Below are 19951 nucleotides of genomic sequence, written 5' to 3'. Positions count from 1 at the left end.
GAGTGAACGACGCGATTCCCCGCCCCCAAAATAAAACGGCTAAGGCGTTAACGCCGCTGCTGGAAATCCGCAACCTGACGAAATCGTTTGACGGCCAGCACGCCGTGGATGATGTCAGCCTGACCATTTACAAAGGCGAAATTTTCGCACTGCTGGGCGCTTCCGGCTGTGGCAAGTCCACGCTGCTGCGGATGCTGGCCGGCTTTGAAATTCCCAGCAGCGGTCAGATTGTGCTGGATGGTCAGGATCTGTCCCATGTGCCGCCGTATCAGCGGCCCATTAACATGATGTTCCAGTCGTACGCGCTGTTTCCGCACATGACGGTGGAACAGAACATCGCTTTTGGCCTGAAGCAGGACAAACTGCCGAAAGGCGAAATCAGCAGCCGGGTGGCAGAGATGCTGGCGCTGGTGCATATGGAAGAGTACGCCAAACGTAAGCCGCACCAGCTTTCTGGCGGCCAGCGTCAGCGCGTGGCGCTGGCGCGTAGCCTGGCGAAACGTCCCAAGCTGCTGCTGCTCGACGAACCGATGGGCGCGCTGGATAAAAAACTGCGTGACCGCATGCAGCACGAAGTGGTGGATATTCTGGAGCGTGTAGGCGCTACCTGCGTGATGGTGACCCACGATCAGGAAGAAGCCATGACCATGGCGGGCCGCATCGCCATCATGAACCGCGGTAAATTTGTGCAGATCGGCGAGCCGGAAGAGATTTACGAGCACCCGACCAGCCGCTACAGCGCCGAATTCATCGGCTCGGTGAATGTGTTTGATGGCCTGCTGCGCGAACGCCGCGACGAGGGCGTGGTGATCGACAGTCCGGGGCTGATGCATCCGCTCAAGGTGCAGACCGATGTGTCGATTGTCGACAACGTGCCGGTGCACGTGGCGCTGCGGCCGGAAAAAGTCATGCTGTGCGACGAGGTGCCGGCCGACGGCTGCAACTTTGCCGTCGGCGAAGTGGTGCACATCGCTTATCTCGGCGATCTGTCGATTTACCACGTACGGCTGCGCAGCGGTCAGATGATCAGCGCCCAGCTGCAGAATGCGCATCGCTACCGGAAAGGCGCGCCCACCTGGGGCGATGAAGTGCGCCTGTGCTGGGATGCCGACAGCTGTGTGGTCCTGACGGTTTAAGGAGGCGCTATGAGCCAGATTTCTCAACGCAGCGAGCCGGAGGTGGCGGGCACACCGCTGCAGCGCTGGGGCACGCGCATGAAAATGCAGCACGGTCGCAAGCTGGTGATCGCGCTGCCTTATCTGTGGCTAATCCTGCTGTTTATGCTGCCGTTCCTCATCGTGCTGAAGATCAGTTTCGCCGATATTGCGCGCGCCATTCCGCCGTACACCGATTTGGTGACCTGGGCGGACGACCAGCTCAACCTGGTGCTCAATCTGGGCAACTACCTGACGCTGACCGACGACCCGCTGTACGCCGAAGCGTATCTCACCTCGCTGAAGGTGGCGGCGATCTCAACGGTGATCTGTCTGCTGATCGGTTATCCGCTGGCGTGGGCGGTGGCGCACAGCAAGCCCTCCATGCGCACCATCCTGCTGCTGCTGGTGATCCTGCCGTCGTGGACCTCGTTCCTGGTGCGCGTCTATGCGTGGATGGGACTGCTGAACAACAACGGGATCCTCAACCGCTTCCTGATGTGGCTTGGCGTGATCGATCATCCGCTGATCATCCTGTATACCAACACGGCGGTGTATATCGGTATCGTTTACTGCTACCTGCCATTTATGGTGCTGCCGATCTACACCGCGCTGACGCGCATTGATTATTCGCTGGTGGAAGCGTCGCTGGACCTCGGCGCGCGGCCGCTGAAAACCTTCTTCAGCGTCATCGTGCCGCTGACCAAAGGCGGCATTATTGCTGGCTCAATGCTGGTATTTATTCCGGCGGTGGGCGAGTACGTGATCCCGGAACTGCTCGGCGGACCGGACAGCATCATGATTGGGCGCATTTTGTGGCAGGAGTTCTTCAACAACCGCGACTGGCCGGTGGCCTCGGCGCTGGCGGTGATCATCCTGCTAATCCTGATTCTGCCGATCGTCTGGTTCCACAAACATCAAAACCGTGAAATGGGGGAGAAGGGATGAATCAGCTACCGGTAATCCGCTCTCCGTGGCGCACCGCGATTCTGGCGCTGTGCTTCCTGTTCCTGTACGCGCCGATGCTGCTGCTGGTGGTTTACTCCTTCAACAGCTCGCAGCTGGTGACGGTATGGGAGAGCTTCTCGTTTCACTGGTATCGCGTGCTGTTCCAGGATGATGCGATGCTGGATGCGGTTGGCCTGAGCCTGACCATCGCGGCGCTGTCGGCCACCATGGCAGTGGTGCTCGGCACCATGGCGGCGGTGATTATCGTGCGCTTCGGGCGTTTTCGCGGCCACAGCGGCTTTGCTTTCATGCTCACCGCGCCGCTGGTGATGCCCGACGTGATCACCGGTCTGTCGTTGCTGCTGCTGTTCGTGGCGATGGGCAACACCTTTGGCTGGCCGGGCGATCGCGGCATGCTGACCATCTGGCTGGCGCACGTCACGTTCTGTACCGCCTACGTGGCGGTGGTGATCAACTCGCGGCTGCGCGAGCTGGATCGATCAATTGAAGAAGCGGCGATGGACCTCGGCGCTACGCCGCTGAAGGTGTTCTTCGTGATTACCGTGCCGATGATTGCCCCGGCGATCATTACCGGCTGGCTGCTGGCGTTTACTCTGTCGCTGGACGACCTGGTGATCGCCAGCTTCGTCACCGGGCCGGGCGCTACCACGCTGCCGATGGCGATCTTTGCCACGGTGCGGCGCGGCGTCAATCCGGAGATCAACGCGCTGGCCTCGCTGATTCTGTTTGTGGTTGGGCTGGTCGGCTTTATCGCCTGGCGCTTTATGGCGCACGAAGAAAAACAGCGATTGCGCGATATTCAGAAAGCAAAACGTGGCTGAGTCACGCAACATTTGCCAATATAAGCAAGGCTGACTCTGTCAGCCTTTTCTTATGGAGCGCGCGCAATGTCGGAAACGTTGAAAAACCTGGTGTTAACCTCCACGCCCGTGCCGGTGACCATTGCCGGCAGCGCCATTATCGCCACGCGCTGTATCAGCGTGCTGATGCTGGCCAATGAGCTGGGCTATGACGAAATCGCCAATTTCGTGCACCGTAGCGCGCAGGCGTGGGACTCCACGCTGATTTTTATCGCCAGCCAGCTGATTTTCCTGTTTGAACTGCGCTGTGCCTTTACCCTGATGCGCGGCAGTAATGCCGGGCGCTGGGGCTACGTGGCCACACAGATCGTGTTGCTGCTGTACATGCTGATGGCGTCCGTGGGCTGGATCTATCCGGAGATTTTCAGCATTCCCGGCGAGAACAACGCGCAGATTATTCACCACACGCTGCTGCAGAAACTGCCGGATGTGCTGGTGCTGCTGCTGCTGTTTGTGCCGGCCAGCAGTCGCGCATTTTTCCGCAGCCGGTGATACAATCGGCCCCCGTTTTTGCTCCCGATTCTCAATACAGGCCTTTCCATGCATTGCGCGCTTTATCAGGCCGGTCGCTGTCGCTCATGTCAGTGGCTGGAAAAACCCTATCCGCAACAGCTGAGCGACAAGCAGACACAGCTGACGCAGCTGCTGGACGGCATGCCGGTCGCCGACTGGCGGCCGCCGTTCACCTCGGCGCAGCAGGGGTTTCGCAATAAAGCCAAGATGGTGGTGAGCGGCAGTGTGGAAAAACCGCTGTTCGGCATGGTGGCGCGTGACGGCGAGCCGGTGGATCTCTGCGCCTGTCCGCTCTATCCCGCCAGCTTCGTGGCGGTATTCGACGTGCTGAAACCCTTTATCGCCCGTGCCGGTCTGACGCCGTACAACGTGGCGCGCAAACGCGGCGAGCTGAAGTTTTTGCTGCTGACGGAGAGTACCCAGGGCGGCATGATGCTGCGTTTTGTCCTGCGCTCGCACAGCAAACTGGCGCAGCTGCGCGCCGCGCTGCCGTGGCTGCAACAGCAGCTGCCGCAGCTGCAGGTGATCTCCGCCAATATTCAGCCGGTGCACATGGCGATACTGGAGGGCGAGGAGGAGATGGCGCTGACGCCTGAGCAGGCGCTGCCGGAACGCTTTAACGACGTGCCGCTGTATATCCGTCCGCAAAGTTTCTTCCAGACTAACCCGCAGGTGGCGGCTGCGCTGTACGCAACGGCACGCGACTGGGTGGCGGAACTGCCAGTGCACAGCATGTGGGATCTGTTCTGTGGCGTTGGCGGCTTTGGCCTGCACTGCGCCACGCCGCAGATGCAGCTGACCGGCATCGAAATCAGTGCGGAAGCCATCGCCTGCGCGCAGCAGTCGGCGCAGCAGCTGGGGTTAGAGCAGGTGAGTTTTGCCGCGCTGGATTCCACGCAGTTTGCCACCGGGCATACGAGCGTGCCGCAGCTGGTGCTGGTCAATCCGCCACGTCGCGGTATTGGTGCAGAACTGTGCGCCTGGCTAAGCCGCATGGCGCCGGACTACATCCTGTATTCCAGCTGCAATCCCGCCAGCATGGCGCAGGACATTGCCCGCCTGGCCGACTATGACATCAGCCGCGTTCAGCTGTTCGATATGTTCCCGCACACCGCACATTTCGAGGTGCTGACGTTACTGCGTCGTAAGGGTGGAATCGCGTAGCGCCCGGCTGCGCTGAGGACGTGCAGAACCTGGCAGGCCCGGCGCCACGCAACTCCATAATGCTTATTCCGGGAACCACTTCTGATTGATCTGCTGCCAGCGACCGTTGGCTTTCAGCGCCGCCAGCGCGCTGTTCAGCTGTTGCAGCAGCGCGCTGTTGCCCTTGCGCACCGCAATGCCGAGCCCGGTGCCGAAGTAGTCGCTGTCGGTAATATGCTCGCCGACCGCGCTCAAATCCGCATTGGCCTTCAGCCACTGATTGACGACTGCGCTGTCACCAAATACGCCGTTGAGCCGGCCATTTTTCAGATCGAGGATCGCGTTCTGGTAGCTGTCGTAGGCCACCGCAATTACTTCCGGATGCTTCTCCAGCAGGTATTTCTGATGGGTGGTGCCGTTTTCCACGCCGATGCGTTTGCCTTTCAGCTGGCTAAAGTCGCTATATTCACCTTTGTGGGCGATGACAATCGCCGAATTGGCGTAGTAGGGCTGAGTAAAATCGACCTGCTTACTGCGCTCGGCGGTGATATCCATGCCGGAAATGACCGCGTCATAGCGACGGAATTTCAGCGAAGGAATCAGGCTATCAAAGGCGTTATTGGTGAAAGTGCACTCGGCCTGCATCTGCTGACACAGCGCTTTAGCGAGGTCGATATCAAAACCGACAATCTGGTTATTCTGATCGAGTGATTCGAACGGGGGATAGGTGGCTGAGGCAGCAAAGCGAATTTTCTCTGCCGCATAAGCATTCATTGCCAGCGTTGCCATCACTGCCGCAACAATCCATTTTTTCATTATAAGGCTCCTGTAAACCATGCCAGAGGCGAAACGATTTACACGATGCCAGTTAATGCATTTGTATGCAATAAATATGATTAAAAATTTATTTCGATGGATCAAATATAGCGAAAAAGGGCGCGGCGCTTTTCTTCGCACCGCGTCAGACGATCAGTTGCGGCGCTCAAACGCCAGCGCGCGCTTCTCGACCAGGCGCATCAGCAGCGTCAGCAGGCCGTTAACCACCAGATAAATCAGACCGGCGGCAGCATACACGGTGACGTCGTAGGTGCGGCCATACAGCAGTTGGCCATGGCCCATCACTTCCATCAGCGTAATGGTATAGGCCAGCGAAGTACTCTTGAACACCAGCACCACTTCGTTGGAGTAAGAGGAGAGGGCGCGCTTAAACGCGTACGGCAGCAGAATACGCAGCGTATCGCGGCGGCGCATGCCCAGCGCGGCGCAGGACTGCCACTGTCCGGCCGGAATGGCGCGCACCGCGCCGTAGAACAGCTGTGTGGTGTAGGCTGCGCTATTAAGCGACAGCGCCAGCATGGCACACAGCCACGGCTGCGACAGTAAATGCCAGAGCCACGGCACGTTCTGAATGCTGGGGAACTGGCCGGGACCGTAATAGATCAGGAAAATCTGCACCAGCAGCGGCGTGCCGGTAAACAGGGTGATATAGCCTTTGACCAGCCAGTTGAGCAGCGGCAGCTTCAGCGCCAGCACAATGGTGCACAGCAGCGCCAGCAGCAGCGCGGCGACCAGCGAGGCGGCCGTTAGCGTCAGGCTGGTATGCAGGCCTTTCAGTAGCTCAGGTAAATACGCCAGCATGCGTCAGGCCCCCCGCTCAAAACGCGTGGTACGTGATTCAATACGGCGCAGCACCGCCTGACTGAATAGCGTAATCACTAAATAGATCGCGGCGGCCACCAGATACCAGGTAAACGGCTCCTGGGTGCGCGTCGCAATGCTTTTGGTCTGCAGCATGAGATCGTTGACGCTAATCAGCGACACCAGCGCCGTATCCTTGAGCAGCACCAGCCACTGATTGCCGAGTCCGGGCAGCGCATGGCGCCACATCTGCGGCATAATCAGGCGGAAGAATATCGCTGACTTTTTCATGCCCAGCGCCTGGCCTGATTCCCACTGGCCGGACGGCACCGCTTTCAGCGCACCGCGCAGCGTCTGAGAGGCGTAAGCCGAATAGAGCATCGCCAGCGCAATCACGCCACACAGGAACGGGCTGACATCAAAGTTCTCAATCTGCATCTGCACCGGCAGGATGAACAGGCCCAGATTGAGCTGGAAGCCGTCCGACAGCGTCAGCAGCAGCTGCGAGGCACCGAAATAGATAAACAGCACCACCAGAATTTCCGGCAGGCCGCGAATCAGCGTCACCAGCCCGGTACCGATCCACGCCAGCGGTTTCCAGCGCAGCGATTCCCAGCCAGCAAAAATCATCGCCAGCGCGAGGCCGGCGATCAGGGCACAAACGGCAAGGCCGACGGTCATGCCGGCGGCGCTTGTGAGTGGAATCATTTCATTCATCAGAAATTACTGCTGAAACCATTTGTTGTAGATGGTTTTGTAGGTGCCGTCGGCTTTGATCTTATCCAGCGCGCCGTTGAACTTCTGCTGCAGTTCGCTGTTGCCCTGACGCACGGCGATGCCGAGGCCGGTGCCGAAGTAGGCTTTGTCGGTCACTTTCTCACCCAGCGCGGCGAGGTTGGCGTTCTGCTTCAGCCACTCGTTAACCACGGCGGTATCCCCGAACACTGCATCAATACGGCCATTCTTCAGGTCGAGCACCGCATTCTGGTAGCTGTCGTAAGGCACGATGGTGATGTCGCTGTGCTTGTCAGAGAGGTATTTCTGGTGCGTGGTGCCGTTCTGTACGCCCACACGCTTGCCTTTCAGCGCCGCAACGTCCGCCAGCTTGCCTTTCTGCGCGATGAAGGTCGCAGAGTTGTCGTAGTAAGGTTTGGTGAACAGCACCTGCTTTTCACGCTCTGGCGTGATATCCATGCCGGCCATCACCGCGTCAAAACGGCGGAATTTCAGGCTGGGGATCAGGCTGTCGAAGGCCTGGTTGGTAAAGGTGCAGGTCGCATCGATCTCTTTGCACAGCGCATTGGCCAGATCGACGTCAAAGCCCTGGATTTTGTTGTCGGAGTCGACAAATTCAAACGGCGGATAAGACGCCTCGGTCGCGAAACGCAGGGTTTGCGCGGCAGAAGCGCTCAGGCTCAGGCTGGCAAGCAGTGCAGCAAGTACAACTTTTTTCATTAGAAGCATCCTGACTTAGTGCGAAAGATAATGAGCAAACGCCTCGGTTTGCGGCTGTGTAAAGTGGCTGGCATCGCCCTGTTCAATGATGCGACCGTTCTCCATGTATACCACGCGGCTGGCGGTTTTGCGCGCCACCTCAACTTCGTGGGTGACAATCACCTGCGTGATCTGCGTCTGCGCCAGCTCACGAATGATGCTGACGATCTGCGCCGTGATCTCCGGGTCAAGCGCCGCGGTCGGTTCATCAAACAGCAACACCTGCGGCTCCATCATCAGCGCGCGCGCAATTGCCACGCGCTGCTGCTGGCCACCGGAAAGGTGCAGGGGAAAGCGATCGGCGTACGGCGTCAGGCGCAGGCGTTCCAGTAGTTTATCGGCGCGCGCGCGTGCCGCATCTTTGCTGAGTCCGAGCACACGACAGGGTGCTTCAATCAGGTTCTGCATCACGCTGAGGTGCGGCCACAGATTGTACTGCTGGAACACCATGCCGACATTCTGGCGCAGTTCGCGAATCGCGTTGTCGGACGGCGTCTGGCTGAAATCGAAGTAGTTGCCGGCAATCTGCAGGCTACCGGAACGCGGCAGCTCCAGCAGGTTGAGCACGCGCAGGAGTGAACTTTTACCCGCGCCACTCGGGCCGAGCAACACCAGCGTTTCGCCCTGCGGGCAGGCCAGGTTGATATCGAACAGCGCCTGATGGGCGCCGTAAAAACAGTTGATGGCGTTTAGTTGAATACTCATGCGCAAAAAATGAATAGCAATTAGTGTCGCAAATCTTAACGTCACCAGAATAGTTATGCAATTGAGGTGGGTTAAAATTTATTAAAGAGCAATTAAACAGCAAAAGCGTAGCACAAAATCGGGCAGGGCAGCGGGGAAAGGGGCTGACGGGTAAGCGTCGGCTGTTGCGCGGAAGCTTAGCGGCGCCGCAATGGTGCGGCGCGCTAATGGTTGCGGCTGAGTGCGGAAAAAATGCGCGACTATTTTTTCTCTTCCAGCAGCTGGCTGAGCGAGCCGCCACCGGCGTGTGGCCAGTCGCCGACGTAGCGCACATCATCCACCACCCAGCAGGTGCCTTCGTGGATCATCAGCACTTCATCGCGCCAGCTTTTATCACCGCGGCTCAGCGTCACGCGCAGCGGGATGTTACGCGCGTCGCGGTTAGGAATGCTGGAGGCGCTGGCCACGTCAGCGGCGGTGGGTCCCTGTGCCAGGCTGGAGAACAGATCGCCCTGCCGCCACGCTGCCGGTAGGTTGCTCTGGCTGCTGGCATGCAGCAGTTTCTGATACAGGTTGTCGCTCAGGTATGGGCGATATTTTGCCAGCGTGGTGCTGTCCGGCAATCCCTGAGTTGGCTGGCTGACACGTAAATCGTAGAACTGCTGCGCCACGCTGTCCGGACCGCCGTCAACGCAGGGTGCGGTACGCGGCCCGTTGTCCTTGATCACCGGCTCAACGGTGGTACAGGCACTCAGCAGCAATGCAGCGGGAACAAGCAGCGCAAAGGCTTTGTTTCTCATCTCGATTTCCTTATTGTTCACTGGCAAAGCGCCATTTTTAGCATAGAGTATAGCCGTGCTTTTACGCCGTACGAGCTATCGCCTCATGAATCACCACAGGAGAGAACGATGAAATTTTCGACTACGCCAACCCTGGAAGGGCACAGCATCACTGAATATTGCGGCGTTGTGACCGGCGAAGCGATTCTCGGTGCCAACATTTTCCGCGACTTCTTTGCCGGCATCCGCGATATCGTCGGCGGCCGCTCCGGTGCCTATGAGAAAGAGCTGCGTAAAGCGCGGCAGATCGCCTTCGAAGAGCTGGAAGAACAGGCAAAAGCGCTGGGCGCCAATGCGGTGGTTGGCATTGATATTGACTACGAAACCGTGGGCAAAGACAGCAGCATGCTGATGGTGAGCGTTACCGGTACTGCGGTGATCGTGCGCTAATGCGAGCGGTGTTACTGCTGGCGATGGCGCTGCTGCTCAGCGCCTGCCAGTCGACGCTGGAAGCGCGCAACGGCTATTGGGTCGATAGCGCGCACCCGGCGCAGGGGGCCCGACCGCGCATCAAAGTGGTGGTAATCCACTACACGGCGGAGGACTTCCCCTCGTCGCTGGCGACCCTGACGGACCGCAACGTCAGCGCGCACTATCTGATTCCGCAGCAGCCGCCGCAGAAAAACGGCGCCGGGGTGATCTGGCAGCTGGTGCCTGAAAACCAGCTGGCGTGGCATGCCGGACCGAGCTTCTGGCGCGGTGCAACGCGCATTAATGACACCTCAATTGGCATCGAAATCGTCAATGACGGCTATCGCCGCACGCTGACCGGCCGGCAGTGGCAGCCGTTCACCGCCGCGCAAATCACGGCCCTGACCGCGCTGGTGCGCGATATCAGCCAGCGTTACGGCATCAGTCCGGAAAATATTGTCGGGCACAGTGATATCGCGCCGCAGCGCAAGCAGGATCCCGGTCCGCTGTTTCCGTGGCAACAGCTGGCCCGGCAGGGGCTGGGAGCGTGGCCGGATGCCGCCACGGTACAGCGCTATCTGGCTAACCAGCCGCCGGATGCGCCGGTGGAGTGCGCAGCGCTGCTGACTGCGCTGCAGCGCTATGGTTATGACGTTGCCGCTGAGCAAACGCCGCAGATGCAGCGCAAACTGATTGCGGCGTTCCAGATGCATTTCCGCCCGCGTGATTACCGTGGCGAAGCCGATGCCGAGACGCTGGCCATCGCCCGTGCGCTGCTGGCGAAATACGGCGCGGCACCGTAGCCGCGCGTTGCGGCGTTACGGCTGCAGAAAGGCCTGCCAGCGCGCCACCAGCTGCTGTAATTGCTGGCGGCTGACATCCAGATGGGTAACGATGCGGGTCTGCGGTCCTACGCTGAGCAGCACGTCGCCCGCCTGCATCCAGCGCTGTAGCGGTGCGACCTGCTCCGCCGGCACTTTCACGAACAGCATGTTAGTGTGCTGGCTCACCACTTCCACACCAATAGCGCTGAGCTGCGCACCGAGCCACGCGGCGTTGTCATGATCCTCCTGCAGACGCGCCACGTTGTGCTGCAGCGCGTAGAGACCGGCAGCCGCCAGAATGCCGGCCTGGCGCATGCCGCCGCCGGTCATTTTGCGCCAGCGCCGCGCCTGCTCGATATAAGCTTCATCACCACACAGCAGGGAGCCAACCGGCGTGCCCAGTCCTTTCGACAGGCAGATGGTCAGGCTATCGCAGTAGCGGGCGATATCGATCAGCTGCACACCCTGCGCCACCACGGCATTAAAGATGCGCGCGCCGTCAATGTGCAGCGCCAGCTGGCGCTCGCGGGTAAATTGCCACGCCTGTTCAAGGTAGCTTAGCGGCAGTACTTTGCCGTGATGGGTATTTTCCAGGCTCAGCAGGCGGGTGCGGGCAAAATGCATGTCGTCCGGCTTGATGGCGGCCGCCACGTCGTGCAGCGGCAGCGTGCCGTCGGCAGCCGCGAGGATCGGCTGCGGCTGGATGCTGCCGAGCACCGCGGCACCGCCAGCCTCATATTTGTAGTTGTGCGCCTGCTGGCCGACGATGTACTCATCGCCGCGCTGGCAGTGGCACAGCAGCGCCACCAGATTGGCCTGGGTGCCGGTAGGGAAGAACAGCGCAGCCGCTTTACCGCTCAGGCGCGCCGCTTCAGCCTCCAGCGCATTGACGGTGGGATCATCGCGATAGACATCATCGCCGGTTTCGGCCGCCATCATCGCATCCAGCATCGCGGCACTCGGGCGGGTCACGGTATCACTGCGTAAATCGATCACGTTGTTCTCCTGACATAAAAAAGCGGGCTAAGCGCCCGCATGATGATTAATCCGGCAAGTCTCTTCGTTTTACCGCAGCCAGTTGGTTTTCGCCAGCTCGACGATTTCATCACCGCGGCCATTCAGGATCGCGCGCAGCATATACAGGCTGAAACCTTTAGCCTGCTCGGCTTTGATTTGCGGTGGCATCGACAGTTCTTCCTTGGCGGTGATCACGTCCACCAGCACCGGACCGTCATGGGCGAACGCCTGTTGCAGCGCGCCATCGAGCTCCGAGGCTTTTTCCACGCGGATCCCTTTGATGCCGCAGGCGGTGGCGATGGCGGCGAAGTCCGGGTTCTCCAGATCGGTGCCGTCGGTGAGATAGCCACCGGCTTTCATCTCCATTGCCACAAAGCCCAGCACGCTGTTATTGAAGATCACCAGCTTCACCGGCAGCTTAAGCTGCGCCAGCGAGATGAAATCGCCCATCAGCATGCTGAAGCCGCCATCGCCGCACAGCGCAACCACCTGACGCTGTTTATCAATGGCCTGTGCGCCAAGCGCCTGCGGCATGGCGTTGGCCATCGAACCGTGGTTAAACGAGCCGAGCAGACGGCGCTTGCCGTTCATTTTCAGATAGCGCGCTGCCCACACCGTTGGCGTGCCGACATCACAGGTAAAGATGGCGTCATCAGCCGCATAGTGGCTGATCTGCTGGGCCAGATACTGCGGGTGAATCGCCTGCTTATCGTTGGCGGTCGCCAGATCGTCCAGCCCTTTGCGCGCATCCGCGTAGTGCTCCAGTGCGCGATCGAGGTGATGACGGTCGCTGTGGCTGGTGAGCTGCGGCTGCAGCGCCTGCAGCGTGGCTTTGATGTCGCCCACCAGCGCCATGTCAACGTGACTGTGCGCGCCGAGGCTGGCCGGATTGATATCAATCTGAATAATGCGCGCGTCCGCCGGGTAGAACGGGCGATAAGGGAACTGGGTGCCGAGCAGTACCAGCGTGTCGGCGTTCATCATGGCGTGATAGCCGGATGAGAAGCCGATCAGCCCGGTCATGCCGACGTCGTACGGATTGTCGTACTCAAGGTGTTCTTTGCCGCGCATGGCGTGCACCACCGGTGCTTTCAGCGTTTCGGCCAGCTTTACCACTTCCGCATGGGCACCGGCGCAACCGCTGCCGCACATCAGGGTGATATTTTTCGCTTCATTGAGCGTCTCTGCGAGGCGCGTCAGTTCACTGACCGACGGCACCACCTGCGGCAGCTGCGGCGGATACCATTCGCTGCGCGCGTTCTCCGGCGCCGCCTGCAGCGCCACGTCACCCGGCAACACAATCACCGACACGCCGCGATTGAGGATGGCTTTACGCATCGCAATGCCGAGCACCTGCGGCAGCTGTTCCGGATTGGAGACCAGCTCGCAGTAATGGCTGCACTCGCGGAATAACTCCTGCGGATGGGTTTCCTGAAAATAGCCGCTGCCGATTTCACTGGAAGGAATGTGCGCGGCAATTGCCAGCACCGGAACATGGTTGCGATGGCAGTCAAACAGGCCGTTGATCAGATGCAGGTTGCCGGGGCCGCAGGAGCCGGCGCACACCGCCAGCTCACCGCTGATTTGTGCTTCCGCCCCGGCGGCAAAAGCGGCCACTTCTTCATGGCGCGTTGGCATCCATTCAATGGTGCCCATGCGGTTTAGGCTGTCGTTCAGTCCGTTGAGGGAGTCACCGGTTACGCCCCAAATGCGTTTTACGCCGGCGCTCTCCAGCGTTTTGGCCAGCAGGGCCGCCACTGTTTGCTTCATCGTTCGCTCCTTTCTGGTGTTGGCCATCCAGTCGGATGGCAAAAAACATGTCAGAGAGAAAGCGTAGACGAAGCCGCAGCGCAGCGGGCGTGAAAAAATGCGCTGCGCGTCAGGCGGAAAACAGGGCGATGAGGATCGGTGCCAGCAGGTTCATGATAAAACCGTGCACGATGGCCGCAGGCACAATCTCCATTCCGCCGGCACGCTGCAGAATCGGCAGGGTAAAATCCATCGACGTGGCACCGCTCAGCCCGAGTGCCATACTGCGGTAGCGGTTGACCAGCACCGGAATCAGCAGCACCGCAGCCAGCTCGCGCAGTAGATCGTTAAAGAAGGCGGCGCTGCCGATCACCGGGCCGTACGCTTCGGTCATCAGAATGCCGGACAGTGAATACCAGCCGAAGCCGCTGGCCAGCGCCAGTCCGGTTGACAGCGAAACGCCGAGCAGCCACGCCGCCAGCACGCCGCCGCCCAGCGAGCCGCACAGGGATACCAGCGCTACCGTCATGCCACGCCGGTTCAGGGTGATCTGGCGCAGCGTCATGCCGCTGCCGCGCAGCTGCACGCCAACCAGGAATAGCAGCACCACCAGCGCAATTTCGCTCAGGGTGGAGGCATGGCGCAGCGGCGCCCATTGGGTTAATCCCAGCAGGAAACCGGCCAGCACCGCCACACACAGCTTGAGTGACTCCAGCACCATGTGCCAGCGCGACGGCAGATTCTGCTGGCGATGCTGCTGCCGCCACGGCCAGCGGCGATCCAGCAGCCACAGCGCCAGCAGCGAGCAGCTCAAAATGGCACCCGCGGCAATCAGCGCGGTTTTAAACACGATCAGCAAATTGGTGCCGAGATTGTCGAGAAAGGCGAGGCTGGTACCCATAAAAAACAGAATGGCGTAAATCAGCAAACTCAACAGGCGGTTAACGCGCTGCAACAGCGCAGGCTGATGCCACGGCAGCAAATAGCCCACCATCAGCGGCACCAGAATGATAAGCAGTCCGGTATACATGAAAAATGACGTCCTTTTTTGCGAGACGCCACGCTAATGGAAAACGCCTGAAGTGTAAACCTTTTCTCCCGCTGCCGACTTGACCAACGCAGCGCGGCGGACCATGCTCTGGCAAAGCACGGAGGGACTGCGCGATGATTCTGGAACATATCGATATACACGGCTTTCGCGGCATTAACCGGTTGTCGCTGCCGCTGACCGACACCAATCTGCTGATTGGGGAAAACGCGTGGGGTAAATCCAGTTTGCTGGATGCGCTAACGCTGCTGCTGGCACCGGCCGCTGAGCCCTATATGTTCACCGAACAGGACTTCCATTTTCCGCCCGGTGAGGTGGAAGCCCGGCGGCATAAGTTGCAGCTGGTGTTTCGCTTTCGCGCGCAGGACGATGAGCATGAAGCGCTGTTTGCGCCGTTCTGGCAGCAGGATGACGCGGGGCGCTACCTGCGCTTCAGTACGCTGGCGACGCGCCAGGGCAGCGAAGTCAAAACCCGCTGGTGCTTTATTGATGCGCGTGGCGAGGTGCTGCCGCTGGCGGGCACCGACGCCGCGCTGGCGCAGTTGCGCGCGTACTATCCGGTGCTGCGCCTGCGTGATGCGCGCTTTGGCCGGCGGTCGCGCCATAGTGACAATGACACGCAGCGGCGCGCTGATACGCTGAGCGCGCTGGCGCAGGAGATGCATAGCCTGACGCGCGATCTGGTGGCGCGGCCGCAAACCCTGAGCGACGAGCTGTTGCGCCAGGGATTGCATACCATGCAGCAGCTGATGGCGCACTATTTTCTGGTCCAGCAACCGGACACGGGCGCCGCGCGGGTTGCGCCGGAGCTGCGTGACGGCAGTCAGGGCTGGCGTTCGCTCGATCAGCTCAATCAGCTGATCGCCGGTACCGAATCGCGCAGTCGCCAGGTGATTCTGCTGCGCATGTTCTCGCTCCTGCTGCAGGCGCACGGCAGCGATGCGCTGCCCGCAGGCGCGCGCCCCTTGCTGCTGGTGGAGGATCCGGAAACGCGGCTGCATCCCATCATGCTGTCGGTAGCGTGGAATCTGCTGGCGCTGATGCCGCTGCAAAAAATCGCCACCACTAACTCCGGCGAGCTGCTGTCACAGGTGGCGCTGGAGCAAATCTGCCGACTGGTGCGCGAGCCCGATCGCGTGGCGGCGTGGCGTATCGGGCCGGAAGGATTAAGTGCCGAAGAGGCGCGTCGTATCGGCTTTCACATCCGTGTTAACCGGCCGTCGGCGCTGTTTGCCCGCTGCTGGTTGCTGGTAGAGGGTGAAACCGAAGTGTGGATCATCAATGAGCTGGCGCGGCAGCGCGGCTACCATTTTGCCGCGGAAGGCGTGAAGGTGATTGAGTTTGCGCAGTCCGGGCTTAAGCCGCTGCTGAAATATGCGCGCCGCATGGGCATTGCCTGGCACGTGCTGACTGACGGCGACGAGGCCGGAAAAAAATATGCCGCCACCGCGCGCAGCCAGCTACAGCCGCATGAGCAGGAGAGCGACCATCTCACGCAGTTCCCGGCGCCCGACATCGAACACTTCCTTTATAAGCAGGGCTTTAGTGATGTCTATCACCAGATGGCGCACCTGCCGTTAAACGTGCCGATGAACGCGCGGCGTATTATTACCAAAGCCATTCATCACAGCTCGAAGCCGGAACTGGCGATTGCGGTGGCGATGGCAGCGGCCGAACGCGGGCCGCAGGCGATTCCGCCGTTGCTCGATCAGCTGTTTGGCCGCGTGATGTGGCTGGCGCGCGGTCGGGCAGAGTAACACTGCCGCGGGACGCCAAAGAAAAATGCCAGCGTCTGCGGCTGGCATTTTTTTTCGGGAGTGGTCAGAATGAGAGCAGACGCGCGCCCGTCAGGAGAGTGACGATGCTTCACAGGGCACAATCAGACTGGCATGGTTGCCTTTCGGCCCTTCATGGACATCGAACTGAACGTGCTGGCCCGCTTTCAGCGTTCTGTATCCCTCCATCTGAATCGTGGAGTAGTGTGCGAAGATATCGTCGCCGCCGCCAATCGGACAGATAAAGCCGAAGCCTTTGGCGTTGTTGAACCATTTAACAGTACCCGTCTCCATGCTTTTACTTCCCTCGCAAGACATTTTGATAAGTAGGTGAGGTCATTGAAGCTGTGAGTCGAGTTTGTTTAAAACTCAATCAGCTTGTGTAAGTAGAATGTAGAGAAACGGACCTTATCGTCAAGCAAACGGCCCTGGCGCACGGGGAGAAATTCATCAAAATTTGAGGCAGTTAACGCTATTGCAAATTTTGTGATACAGGTCGCGCATGCGCTTTCAGGACCGATTTTTGCCACAGGAAAAGCGGCTTGACAGGCGTGTTAAACTTGAGGTGAGAGCACAGAAATGTGCGCTACCGTAACGCAGAATTTCAACGGAACATTATGGCAAACACAAACGACTGGCTTAACTTTGAACATCTGGCCGAAGACAAAGTACGCGAAGGGTTAAAGCCGCCTTCAATGTATAAAGTCATTCTGAATAATGACGATTATACACCTATGGAATTTGTTATTGACGTTCTGCAAAAGTTCTTTTCTTATGATGTTGAACGTGCAACGCAACTGATGCTGAAAGTTCACTACCATGGAAAGGCAATCTGTGGTGTATTCACTGCAGAAGTGGCGGAGACCAAAGTCGCCCAGGTGAACAATTACGCGCGGGAAAATCAACATCCGTTGCTGTGTACGCTGGAAAAAGCCTGAAGCTGTCTCCATATAGGATTCAGTCCGTCAGAGCGATAATTGGGGGAGGTGCCAAATGCTCAATCAAGAACTGGAACTCAGTTTAAACATGGCTTTCGCCAGAGCGCGCGAGCACCGTCACGAGTTTATGACCGTCGAACATCTGTTGCTGGCGCTGCTCAGCAACCCGTCGGCCAGAGAGGCACTGGAAGCCTGTACGGTGGATATTGCGGCTCTGCGTCAGGAACTCGAAGCCTTCATCGAACAAACTACGCCAGTGCTGCCTGCCAGCGAAGAGGAGCGCGACACTCAGCCGACGCTCAGCTTCCAGCGTGTGCTGCAGCGTGCGGTTTTCCATGTCCAGTCATCCGGTCGCAGTGAAGTTTCCGGTGCGAACGTGCTGGTCGCCATTTTCAGCGAGCAGGAGTCGCAAGCGGCTTACCTGCTGCGCAAACACGAAGTGAGCCGCCTTGATGTGGTGAACTTCATCTCCCATGGTACGCGTAAAGACGAACCGGGCCAGCCGCAGAACAGCGCGGAAAATCCGGTTAACGAAGAGCAAGCAGGCGGGGAGGAACGTATGGAAAACTTCACCACCAATCTTAATCAGCTTGCTCGCGTCGGCGGAATTGACCCGCTGATCGGCCGCGATAAAGAGCTGGAACGGGCCATTCAGGTGCTGTGCCGTCGTCGTAAGAATAACCCGCTGCTGGTGGGCGAATCGGGCGTCGGTAAAACTGCGATTGCGGAAGGGCTCGCCTGGCGCATTGTGCAGGGCGACGTGCCGGAAGTGATGAAAGAGTGCACCATCTACTCGCTGGATATCGGTTCGCTGCTGGCCGGTACCAAATACCGCGGTGATTTTGAAAAACGTTTTAAAGCGCTGCTGAAACAGCTGGAACAGGATAACAACAGCATTCTGTTCATCGACGAGATCCACACCATTATCGGTGCCGGTGCGGCATCGGGCGGCCAGGTGGATGCGGCGAACCTGATCAAGCCGCTGCTTTCCAGCGGTAAAATCCGCGTGATGGGTTCCACGACCTATCAGGAGTTCAGCAATATCTTTGAGAAGGATCGTGCGCTGGCGCGCCGTTTCCAGAAAATTGATATCACTGAGCCATCGGTTGAAGAGACGGTACAAATTCTTAACGGGCTGAAGCCGAAGTACGAAGCGCATCACGATGTGCGCTACACCGCCAAAGCGGTACGTGCGGCGGTTGAGCTGGCGGTGAAATACATCAATGACCGTCATCTGCCGGACAAGGCGATTGACGTGATCGATGAAGCCGGCGCGCGTGCGCGTCTGGTGCCGGTCAGCAAGCGCAAGAAAACCGTCAACGTGTCGGACATCGAATCCGTGGTGGCGCGCATCGCGCGTATTCCGGAGCAGAGCGTTTCGGCCACCGATCGCGATACGCTGAAAAATCTCGGTGACCGTCTGAAAATGCTGGTGTTTGGTCAGGACAACGCGATTGAAGCGCTGACTGAAGCCATCAAGATGAGCCGCGCGGGTCTGGGGCAGGAGCGTAAGCCAGTCGGGTCGTTCCTGTTTGCGGGTCCGACCGGGGTCGGTAAAACCGAGGTCACCGTGCAGCTGGCGAAGGCGCTGGGCATTGAACTGCTGCGCTTTGATATGTCCGAGTATATGGAGCGTCACACCGTCAGTCGTTTGATTGGTGCGCCTCCGGGCTACGTCGGCTTTGATCAGGGCGGTCTGCTGACCGATGCCGTCATCAAGCATCCGCACGCGGTGGTGCTGCTGGATGAGATCGAGAAAGCCCATCCGGATGTCTTCAACCTGCTGCTGCAGGTGATGGACAACGGGATGCTGACCGATAACAACGGTCGTAAAGCGGACTTCCGCAATGTGGTGCTGGTGATGACCACCAACGCCGGGGTGCGCGAGACCGAGCGTAAATCCATCGGCCTGATTCAGCAGGACAACAGCACCGACGCGATGGAAGAGATCAAAAAGATCTTTACGCCGGAGTTCCGTAACCGTCTCGACAACATTATCTGGTTCCGTCACCTCGACACTCAGGTGATCCATCAGGTGGTGGATAAATTTATTGTTGAGCTGCAGGCACAGCTGGATGCGAAAGGTGTGTCGCTGGAAGTCAGCGATGATGCGCGTGACTGGCTGGCCGAAAAAGGTTACGACAAAGCGATGGGCGCGCGTCCGATGGCGCGTACCGTGCAGGAAAACCTGAAGAAACCGCTGGCTAACGAGCTGCTGTTTGGCTCGCTGGTGGATGGCGGATCGGTGTCGGTTGGACTGGATAAAGAGAAAAACCAGCTCACCTACCACTTCATGAGTGCGGAAAAACGCAAAACTGAGGGCACCGTGCATTAAGCGGGTGCGCAGATAAGAAAAAGGCCGGATTAAAATCCGGCCTTTTTTTTCGCGCTTAGTTTACATCAGCAAACGCGAGGCGAGTGCAACAACTTAGCGACTACGGAAGACAATGCGGCCTTTGCTCAGGTCGTACGGGGTCAACTCGACAGTCACTTTGTCGCCCGTCAGGATGCGGATGTAGTTTTTACGCATTTTACCGGAGATATGAGCGGTAACCACGTGCCCGTTTTCAAGCTCTACGCGGAACATGGTGTTAGGTAACGTATCCAGTACGGTACCTTGCATTTCAATATTGTCTTCTTTGGCCATCGAATCCTCTGGGTGAACTACCAAACTGTTGAACCGGCAAGATAATGCCGAATTCCATGATTTATGTAAAGAAACGTTGGTTGTTTTTGCCAACGCTTCGCCGTGCGTCGCGCCGCTGCGCGTGCATTACGGATAAATTCGGGTGTTTTTGACGTCTGCGGGGGATTAGCGGGCTAAGAATCTGCAGCAATCGGCATCGGGTGCGCAACTGAAACAGCTTCGGGAACAGGGTGAGATTCCCAGCCTGG

General features: G+C 58.9%; 21 protein-coding genes. 10 read left to right on the top strand and 11 right to left on the bottom strand.

From position 1 onward, the window contains the following. Positions 1-2 precede the first annotated feature (2 nt). The 5 genes from potG (at position 3) to rlmC (ending at position 4660) form a co-directional block, all read left to right on the top strand. On the top strand, positions 3-1136 hold the full coding sequence (gene potG, locus FT726_RS01130) for a putrescine ABC transporter ATP-binding subunit PotG (protein WP_021508380.1): 1134 nt from the start codon (positions 3-5) through the stop codon (positions 1134-1136). Positions 1137-1145: 9 nt separating this feature from the next. Beyond that, positions 1146-2102: a putrescine ABC transporter permease PotH gene (potH, locus tag FT726_RS01125; protein ID WP_021508379.1), complete on the top strand. Its 957-nt coding sequence runs from the start codon at positions 1146-1148 to the stop codon at positions 2100-2102. Continuing rightward, positions 2099-2944, top strand: a complete 846-nt coding sequence (potI, locus tag FT726_RS01120) for a putrescine ABC transporter permease PotI (RefSeq protein ID WP_058757786.1) — start codon at positions 2099-2101, stop codon at positions 2942-2944. Before potH ends, potI begins: the two co-directional genes overlap by 4 nt. A gap of 66 nt (positions 2945-3010) precedes the next feature. Next, positions 3011-3475 (top strand): YbjO family protein, encoded by a 465-nt coding sequence (locus FT726_RS01115; protein ID WP_346302323.1) that lies wholly within the window; start codon positions 3011-3013, stop codon positions 3473-3475. Positions 3476-3523: 48 nt separating this feature from the next. After that, on the top strand, positions 3524-4660 hold the full coding sequence (rlmC, locus tag FT726_RS01110; RefSeq protein WP_288422731.1) for a 23S rRNA (uracil(747)-C(5))-methyltransferase RlmC: 1137 nt from the start codon (positions 3524-3526) through the stop codon (positions 4658-4660). A 63-nt stretch (positions 4661-4723) separates the two neighbouring features. Here the strand turns inward: rlmC and FT726_RS01105 are convergent, their stop codons facing one another. The 6 genes from FT726_RS01105 to FT726_RS01080 all read right to left on the bottom strand — a co-directional run bounded on the left by FT726_RS01105 (position 4724) and on the right by FT726_RS01080 (position 9255). Continuing rightward, the gene (locus tag FT726_RS01105; protein ID WP_104092759.1) at positions 4724-5455 is read right to left on the bottom strand and encodes an arginine ABC transporter substrate-binding protein; all 732 of its coding nucleotides are present in this window, start codon (positions 5453-5455) and stop codon (positions 4724-4726) included. Between the two features lie 153 nt (positions 5456-5608). Further along, positions 5609-6277 carry an arginine ABC transporter permease ArtM gene (gene artM, locus FT726_RS01100; protein WP_021508374.1) on the bottom strand — a complete coding sequence of 223 codons (669 nt, stop codon included), beginning with the start codon at positions 6275-6277 and terminating at the stop codon, positions 5609-5611. A 3-nt stretch (positions 6278-6280) separates the two neighbouring features. Then, entirely contained in the window at positions 6281-6994 is a 714-nt protein-coding gene (gene artQ / locus FT726_RS01095; protein ID WP_346302322.1) for an arginine ABC transporter permease ArtQ, read from the bottom strand. Between the two features lie 6 nt (positions 6995-7000). Continuing rightward, the gene (artJ, locus tag FT726_RS01090) at positions 7001-7732 is read right to left on the bottom strand and encodes an arginine ABC transporter substrate-binding protein (RefSeq protein WP_021508372.1); all 732 of its coding nucleotides are present in this window, start codon (positions 7730-7732) and stop codon (positions 7001-7003) included. Positions 7733-7747: 15 nt separating this feature from the next. After that, positions 7748-8476: an arginine ABC transporter ATP-binding protein ArtP gene (artP, locus tag FT726_RS01085; RefSeq protein ID WP_288422729.1), complete on the bottom strand. Its 729-nt coding sequence runs from the start codon at positions 8474-8476 to the stop codon at positions 7748-7750. Positions 8477-8715: 239 nt separating this feature from the next. After that, a complete protein-coding gene (locus FT726_RS01080; RefSeq protein ID WP_288422728.1) occupies positions 8716-9255 on the bottom strand; it encodes a lipoprotein in 540 nt (179 codons plus the stop codon). Between the two features lie 108 nt (positions 9256-9363). Here FT726_RS01080 and FT726_RS01075 point away from each other — a divergent pair, with 108 nt between their 5' ends. Together FT726_RS01075 and FT726_RS01070 are read left to right on the top strand one after the other, a co-directional pair. After that, on the top strand, positions 9364-9684 hold the full coding sequence (locus tag FT726_RS01075; protein ID WP_058757780.1) for a heavy metal-binding domain-containing protein: 321 nt from the start codon (positions 9364-9366) through the stop codon (positions 9682-9684). Continuing rightward, positions 9684-10508: an N-acetylmuramoyl-L-alanine amidase gene (locus tag FT726_RS01070; protein ID WP_346302321.1), complete on the top strand. Its 825-nt coding sequence runs from the start codon at positions 9684-9686 to the stop codon at positions 10506-10508. The genes FT726_RS01075 and FT726_RS01070 overlap by 1 nt, the downstream gene beginning before the upstream one ends. 15 nt (positions 10509-10523) lie before the next feature. Here FT726_RS01070 and ltaE read toward each other — a convergent pair whose 3' ends face one another. The 3 genes from ltaE to FT726_RS01055 all read right to left on the bottom strand — a co-directional run bounded on the left by ltaE (position 10524) and on the right by FT726_RS01055 (position 14325). Next, on the bottom strand, positions 10524-11525 hold the full coding sequence (gene ltaE, locus FT726_RS01065) for a low-specificity L-threonine aldolase (RefSeq protein ID WP_021508367.1): 1002 nt from the start codon (positions 11523-11525) through the stop codon (positions 10524-10526). Between the two features lie 69 nt (positions 11526-11594). Further along, entirely contained in the window at positions 11595-13316 is a 1722-nt protein-coding gene (gene poxB, locus FT726_RS01060) for a ubiquinone-dependent pyruvate dehydrogenase (protein ID WP_021508366.1), read from the bottom strand. A gap of 109 nt (positions 13317-13425) precedes the next feature. Further along, the gene (locus FT726_RS01055; protein WP_021508365.1) at positions 13426-14325 is read right to left on the bottom strand and encodes a lysine exporter LysO family protein; all 900 of its coding nucleotides are present in this window, start codon (positions 14323-14325) and stop codon (positions 13426-13428) included. 134 nt (positions 14326-14459) lie between these two features. Here FT726_RS01055 and FT726_RS01050 point away from each other — a divergent pair, with 134 nt between their 5' ends. Next, positions 14460-16100 carry an ATP-dependent endonuclease gene (locus tag FT726_RS01050; RefSeq protein WP_346302320.1) on the top strand — a complete coding sequence of 547 codons (1641 nt, stop codon included), beginning with the start codon at positions 14460-14462 and terminating at the stop codon, positions 16098-16100. Positions 16101-16190: 90 nt separating this feature from the next. Here FT726_RS01050 and cspD read toward each other — a convergent pair whose 3' ends face one another. Beyond that, positions 16191-16412 (bottom strand): cold shock-like protein CspD, encoded by a 222-nt coding sequence (cspD, locus tag FT726_RS01045; RefSeq protein ID WP_058757774.1) that lies wholly within the window; start codon positions 16410-16412, stop codon positions 16191-16193. 323 nt (positions 16413-16735) lie between these two features. Between cspD and clpS the strand changes: the two genes are divergently transcribed. Both clpS and clpA read left to right on the top strand, forming a co-directional pair. Further along, positions 16736-17056 (top strand): ATP-dependent Clp protease adapter ClpS, encoded by a 321-nt coding sequence (clpS, locus tag FT726_RS01040; RefSeq protein ID WP_021508363.1) that lies wholly within the window; start codon positions 16736-16738, stop codon positions 17054-17056. Between the two features lie 55 nt (positions 17057-17111). Then, complete coding sequence (clpA, locus tag FT726_RS01035; RefSeq protein WP_021508362.1) at positions 17112-19391, top strand: ATP-dependent Clp protease ATP-binding subunit ClpA; 2280 nt, start codon at positions 17112-17114, stop codon at positions 19389-19391. A 93-nt stretch (positions 19392-19484) separates the two neighbouring features. On the opposite strand, the gene infA is transcribed toward clpA, so the two are convergent. Then, complete coding sequence (gene infA, locus FT726_RS01030; protein WP_002211347.1) at positions 19485-19703, bottom strand: translation initiation factor IF-1; 219 nt, start codon at positions 19701-19703, stop codon at positions 19485-19487. Positions 19704-19951: the final 248 nt, after the last annotated feature.

This window comes from Pantoea sp. Morm (genome assembly GCF_016643525.1).
GTDB classification, from domain to species: Bacteria; Pseudomonadota; Gammaproteobacteria; order Enterobacterales; family Enterobacteriaceae; genus Pantoea; species Pantoea dispersa.
The sequence above is the reverse complement of the archived record's forward strand: the minus strand, read 5'-3'. Positions and strand labels throughout refer to the sequence as shown.

Excerpts from the sequence above, each read along its gene's own strand:
- artM (WP_021508374.1), bottom strand. The coding sequence starts at position 6,277 with ATGCTGGCGTATTTACCTGAGCTACTGAAAGGCCTGCATACCAGCCTG.
- artP (WP_288422729.1), bottom strand. The coding sequence starts at position 8,476 with ATGAGTATTCAACTAAACGCCATCAACTGTTTTTACGGCGCCCATCAG.
- rlmC (WP_288422731.1), top strand. The coding sequence starts at position 3,524 with ATGCATTGCGCGCTTTATCAGGCCGGTCGCTGTCGCTCATGTCAGTGG.
- infA (WP_002211347.1), bottom strand. The coding sequence starts at position 19,703 with ATGGCCAAAGAAGACAATATTGAAATGCAAGGTACCGTACTGGATACG.
- FT726_RS01105 (WP_104092759.1), bottom strand. The coding sequence starts at position 5,455 with ATGAAAAAATGGATTGTTGCGGCAGTGATGGCAACGCTGGCAATGAAT.
- FT726_RS01080 (WP_288422728.1), bottom strand. The coding sequence starts at position 9,255 with ATGAGAAACAAAGCCTTTGCGCTGCTTGTTCCCGCTGCATTGCTGCTG.
- FT726_RS01055 (WP_021508365.1), bottom strand. The coding sequence starts at position 14,325 with ATGTATACCGGACTGCTTATCATTCTGGTGCCGCTGATGGTGGGCTAT.
- FT726_RS01115 (WP_346302323.1), top strand. The coding sequence starts at position 3,011 with ATGTCGGAAACGTTGAAAAACCTGGTGTTAACCTCCACGCCCGTGCCG.
- clpA (WP_021508362.1), top strand. The coding sequence starts at position 17,112 with ATGCTCAATCAAGAACTGGAACTCAGTTTAAACATGGCTTTCGCCAGA.
- FT726_RS01075 (WP_058757780.1), top strand. The coding sequence starts at position 9,364 with ATGAAATTTTCGACTACGCCAACCCTGGAAGGGCACAGCATCACTGAA.
- cspD (WP_058757774.1), bottom strand. The coding sequence starts at position 16,412 with ATGGAGACGGGTACTGTTAAATGGTTCAACAACGCCAAAGGCTTCGGC.
- artQ (WP_346302322.1), bottom strand. The coding sequence starts at position 6,994 with ATGAATGAAATGATTCCACTCACAAGCGCCGCCGGCATGACCGTCGGC.
- FT726_RS01050 (WP_346302320.1), top strand. The coding sequence starts at position 14,460 with ATGATTCTGGAACATATCGATATACACGGCTTTCGCGGCATTAACCGG.
- poxB (WP_021508366.1), bottom strand. The coding sequence starts at position 13,316 with ATGAAGCAAACAGTGGCGGCCCTGCTGGCCAAAACGCTGGAGAGCGCC.
- FT726_RS01070 (WP_346302321.1), top strand. The coding sequence starts at position 9,684 with ATGCGAGCGGTGTTACTGCTGGCGATGGCGCTGCTGCTCAGCGCCTGC.
- potH (WP_021508379.1), top strand. The coding sequence starts at position 1,146 with ATGAGCCAGATTTCTCAACGCAGCGAGCCGGAGGTGGCGGGCACACCG.
- potI (WP_058757786.1), top strand. The coding sequence starts at position 2,099 with ATGAATCAGCTACCGGTAATCCGCTCTCCGTGGCGCACCGCGATTCTG.
- artJ (WP_021508372.1), bottom strand. The coding sequence starts at position 7,732 with ATGAAAAAAGTTGTACTTGCTGCACTGCTTGCCAGCCTGAGCCTGAGC.
- clpS (WP_021508363.1), top strand. The coding sequence starts at position 16,736 with ATGGCAAACACAAACGACTGGCTTAACTTTGAACATCTGGCCGAAGAC.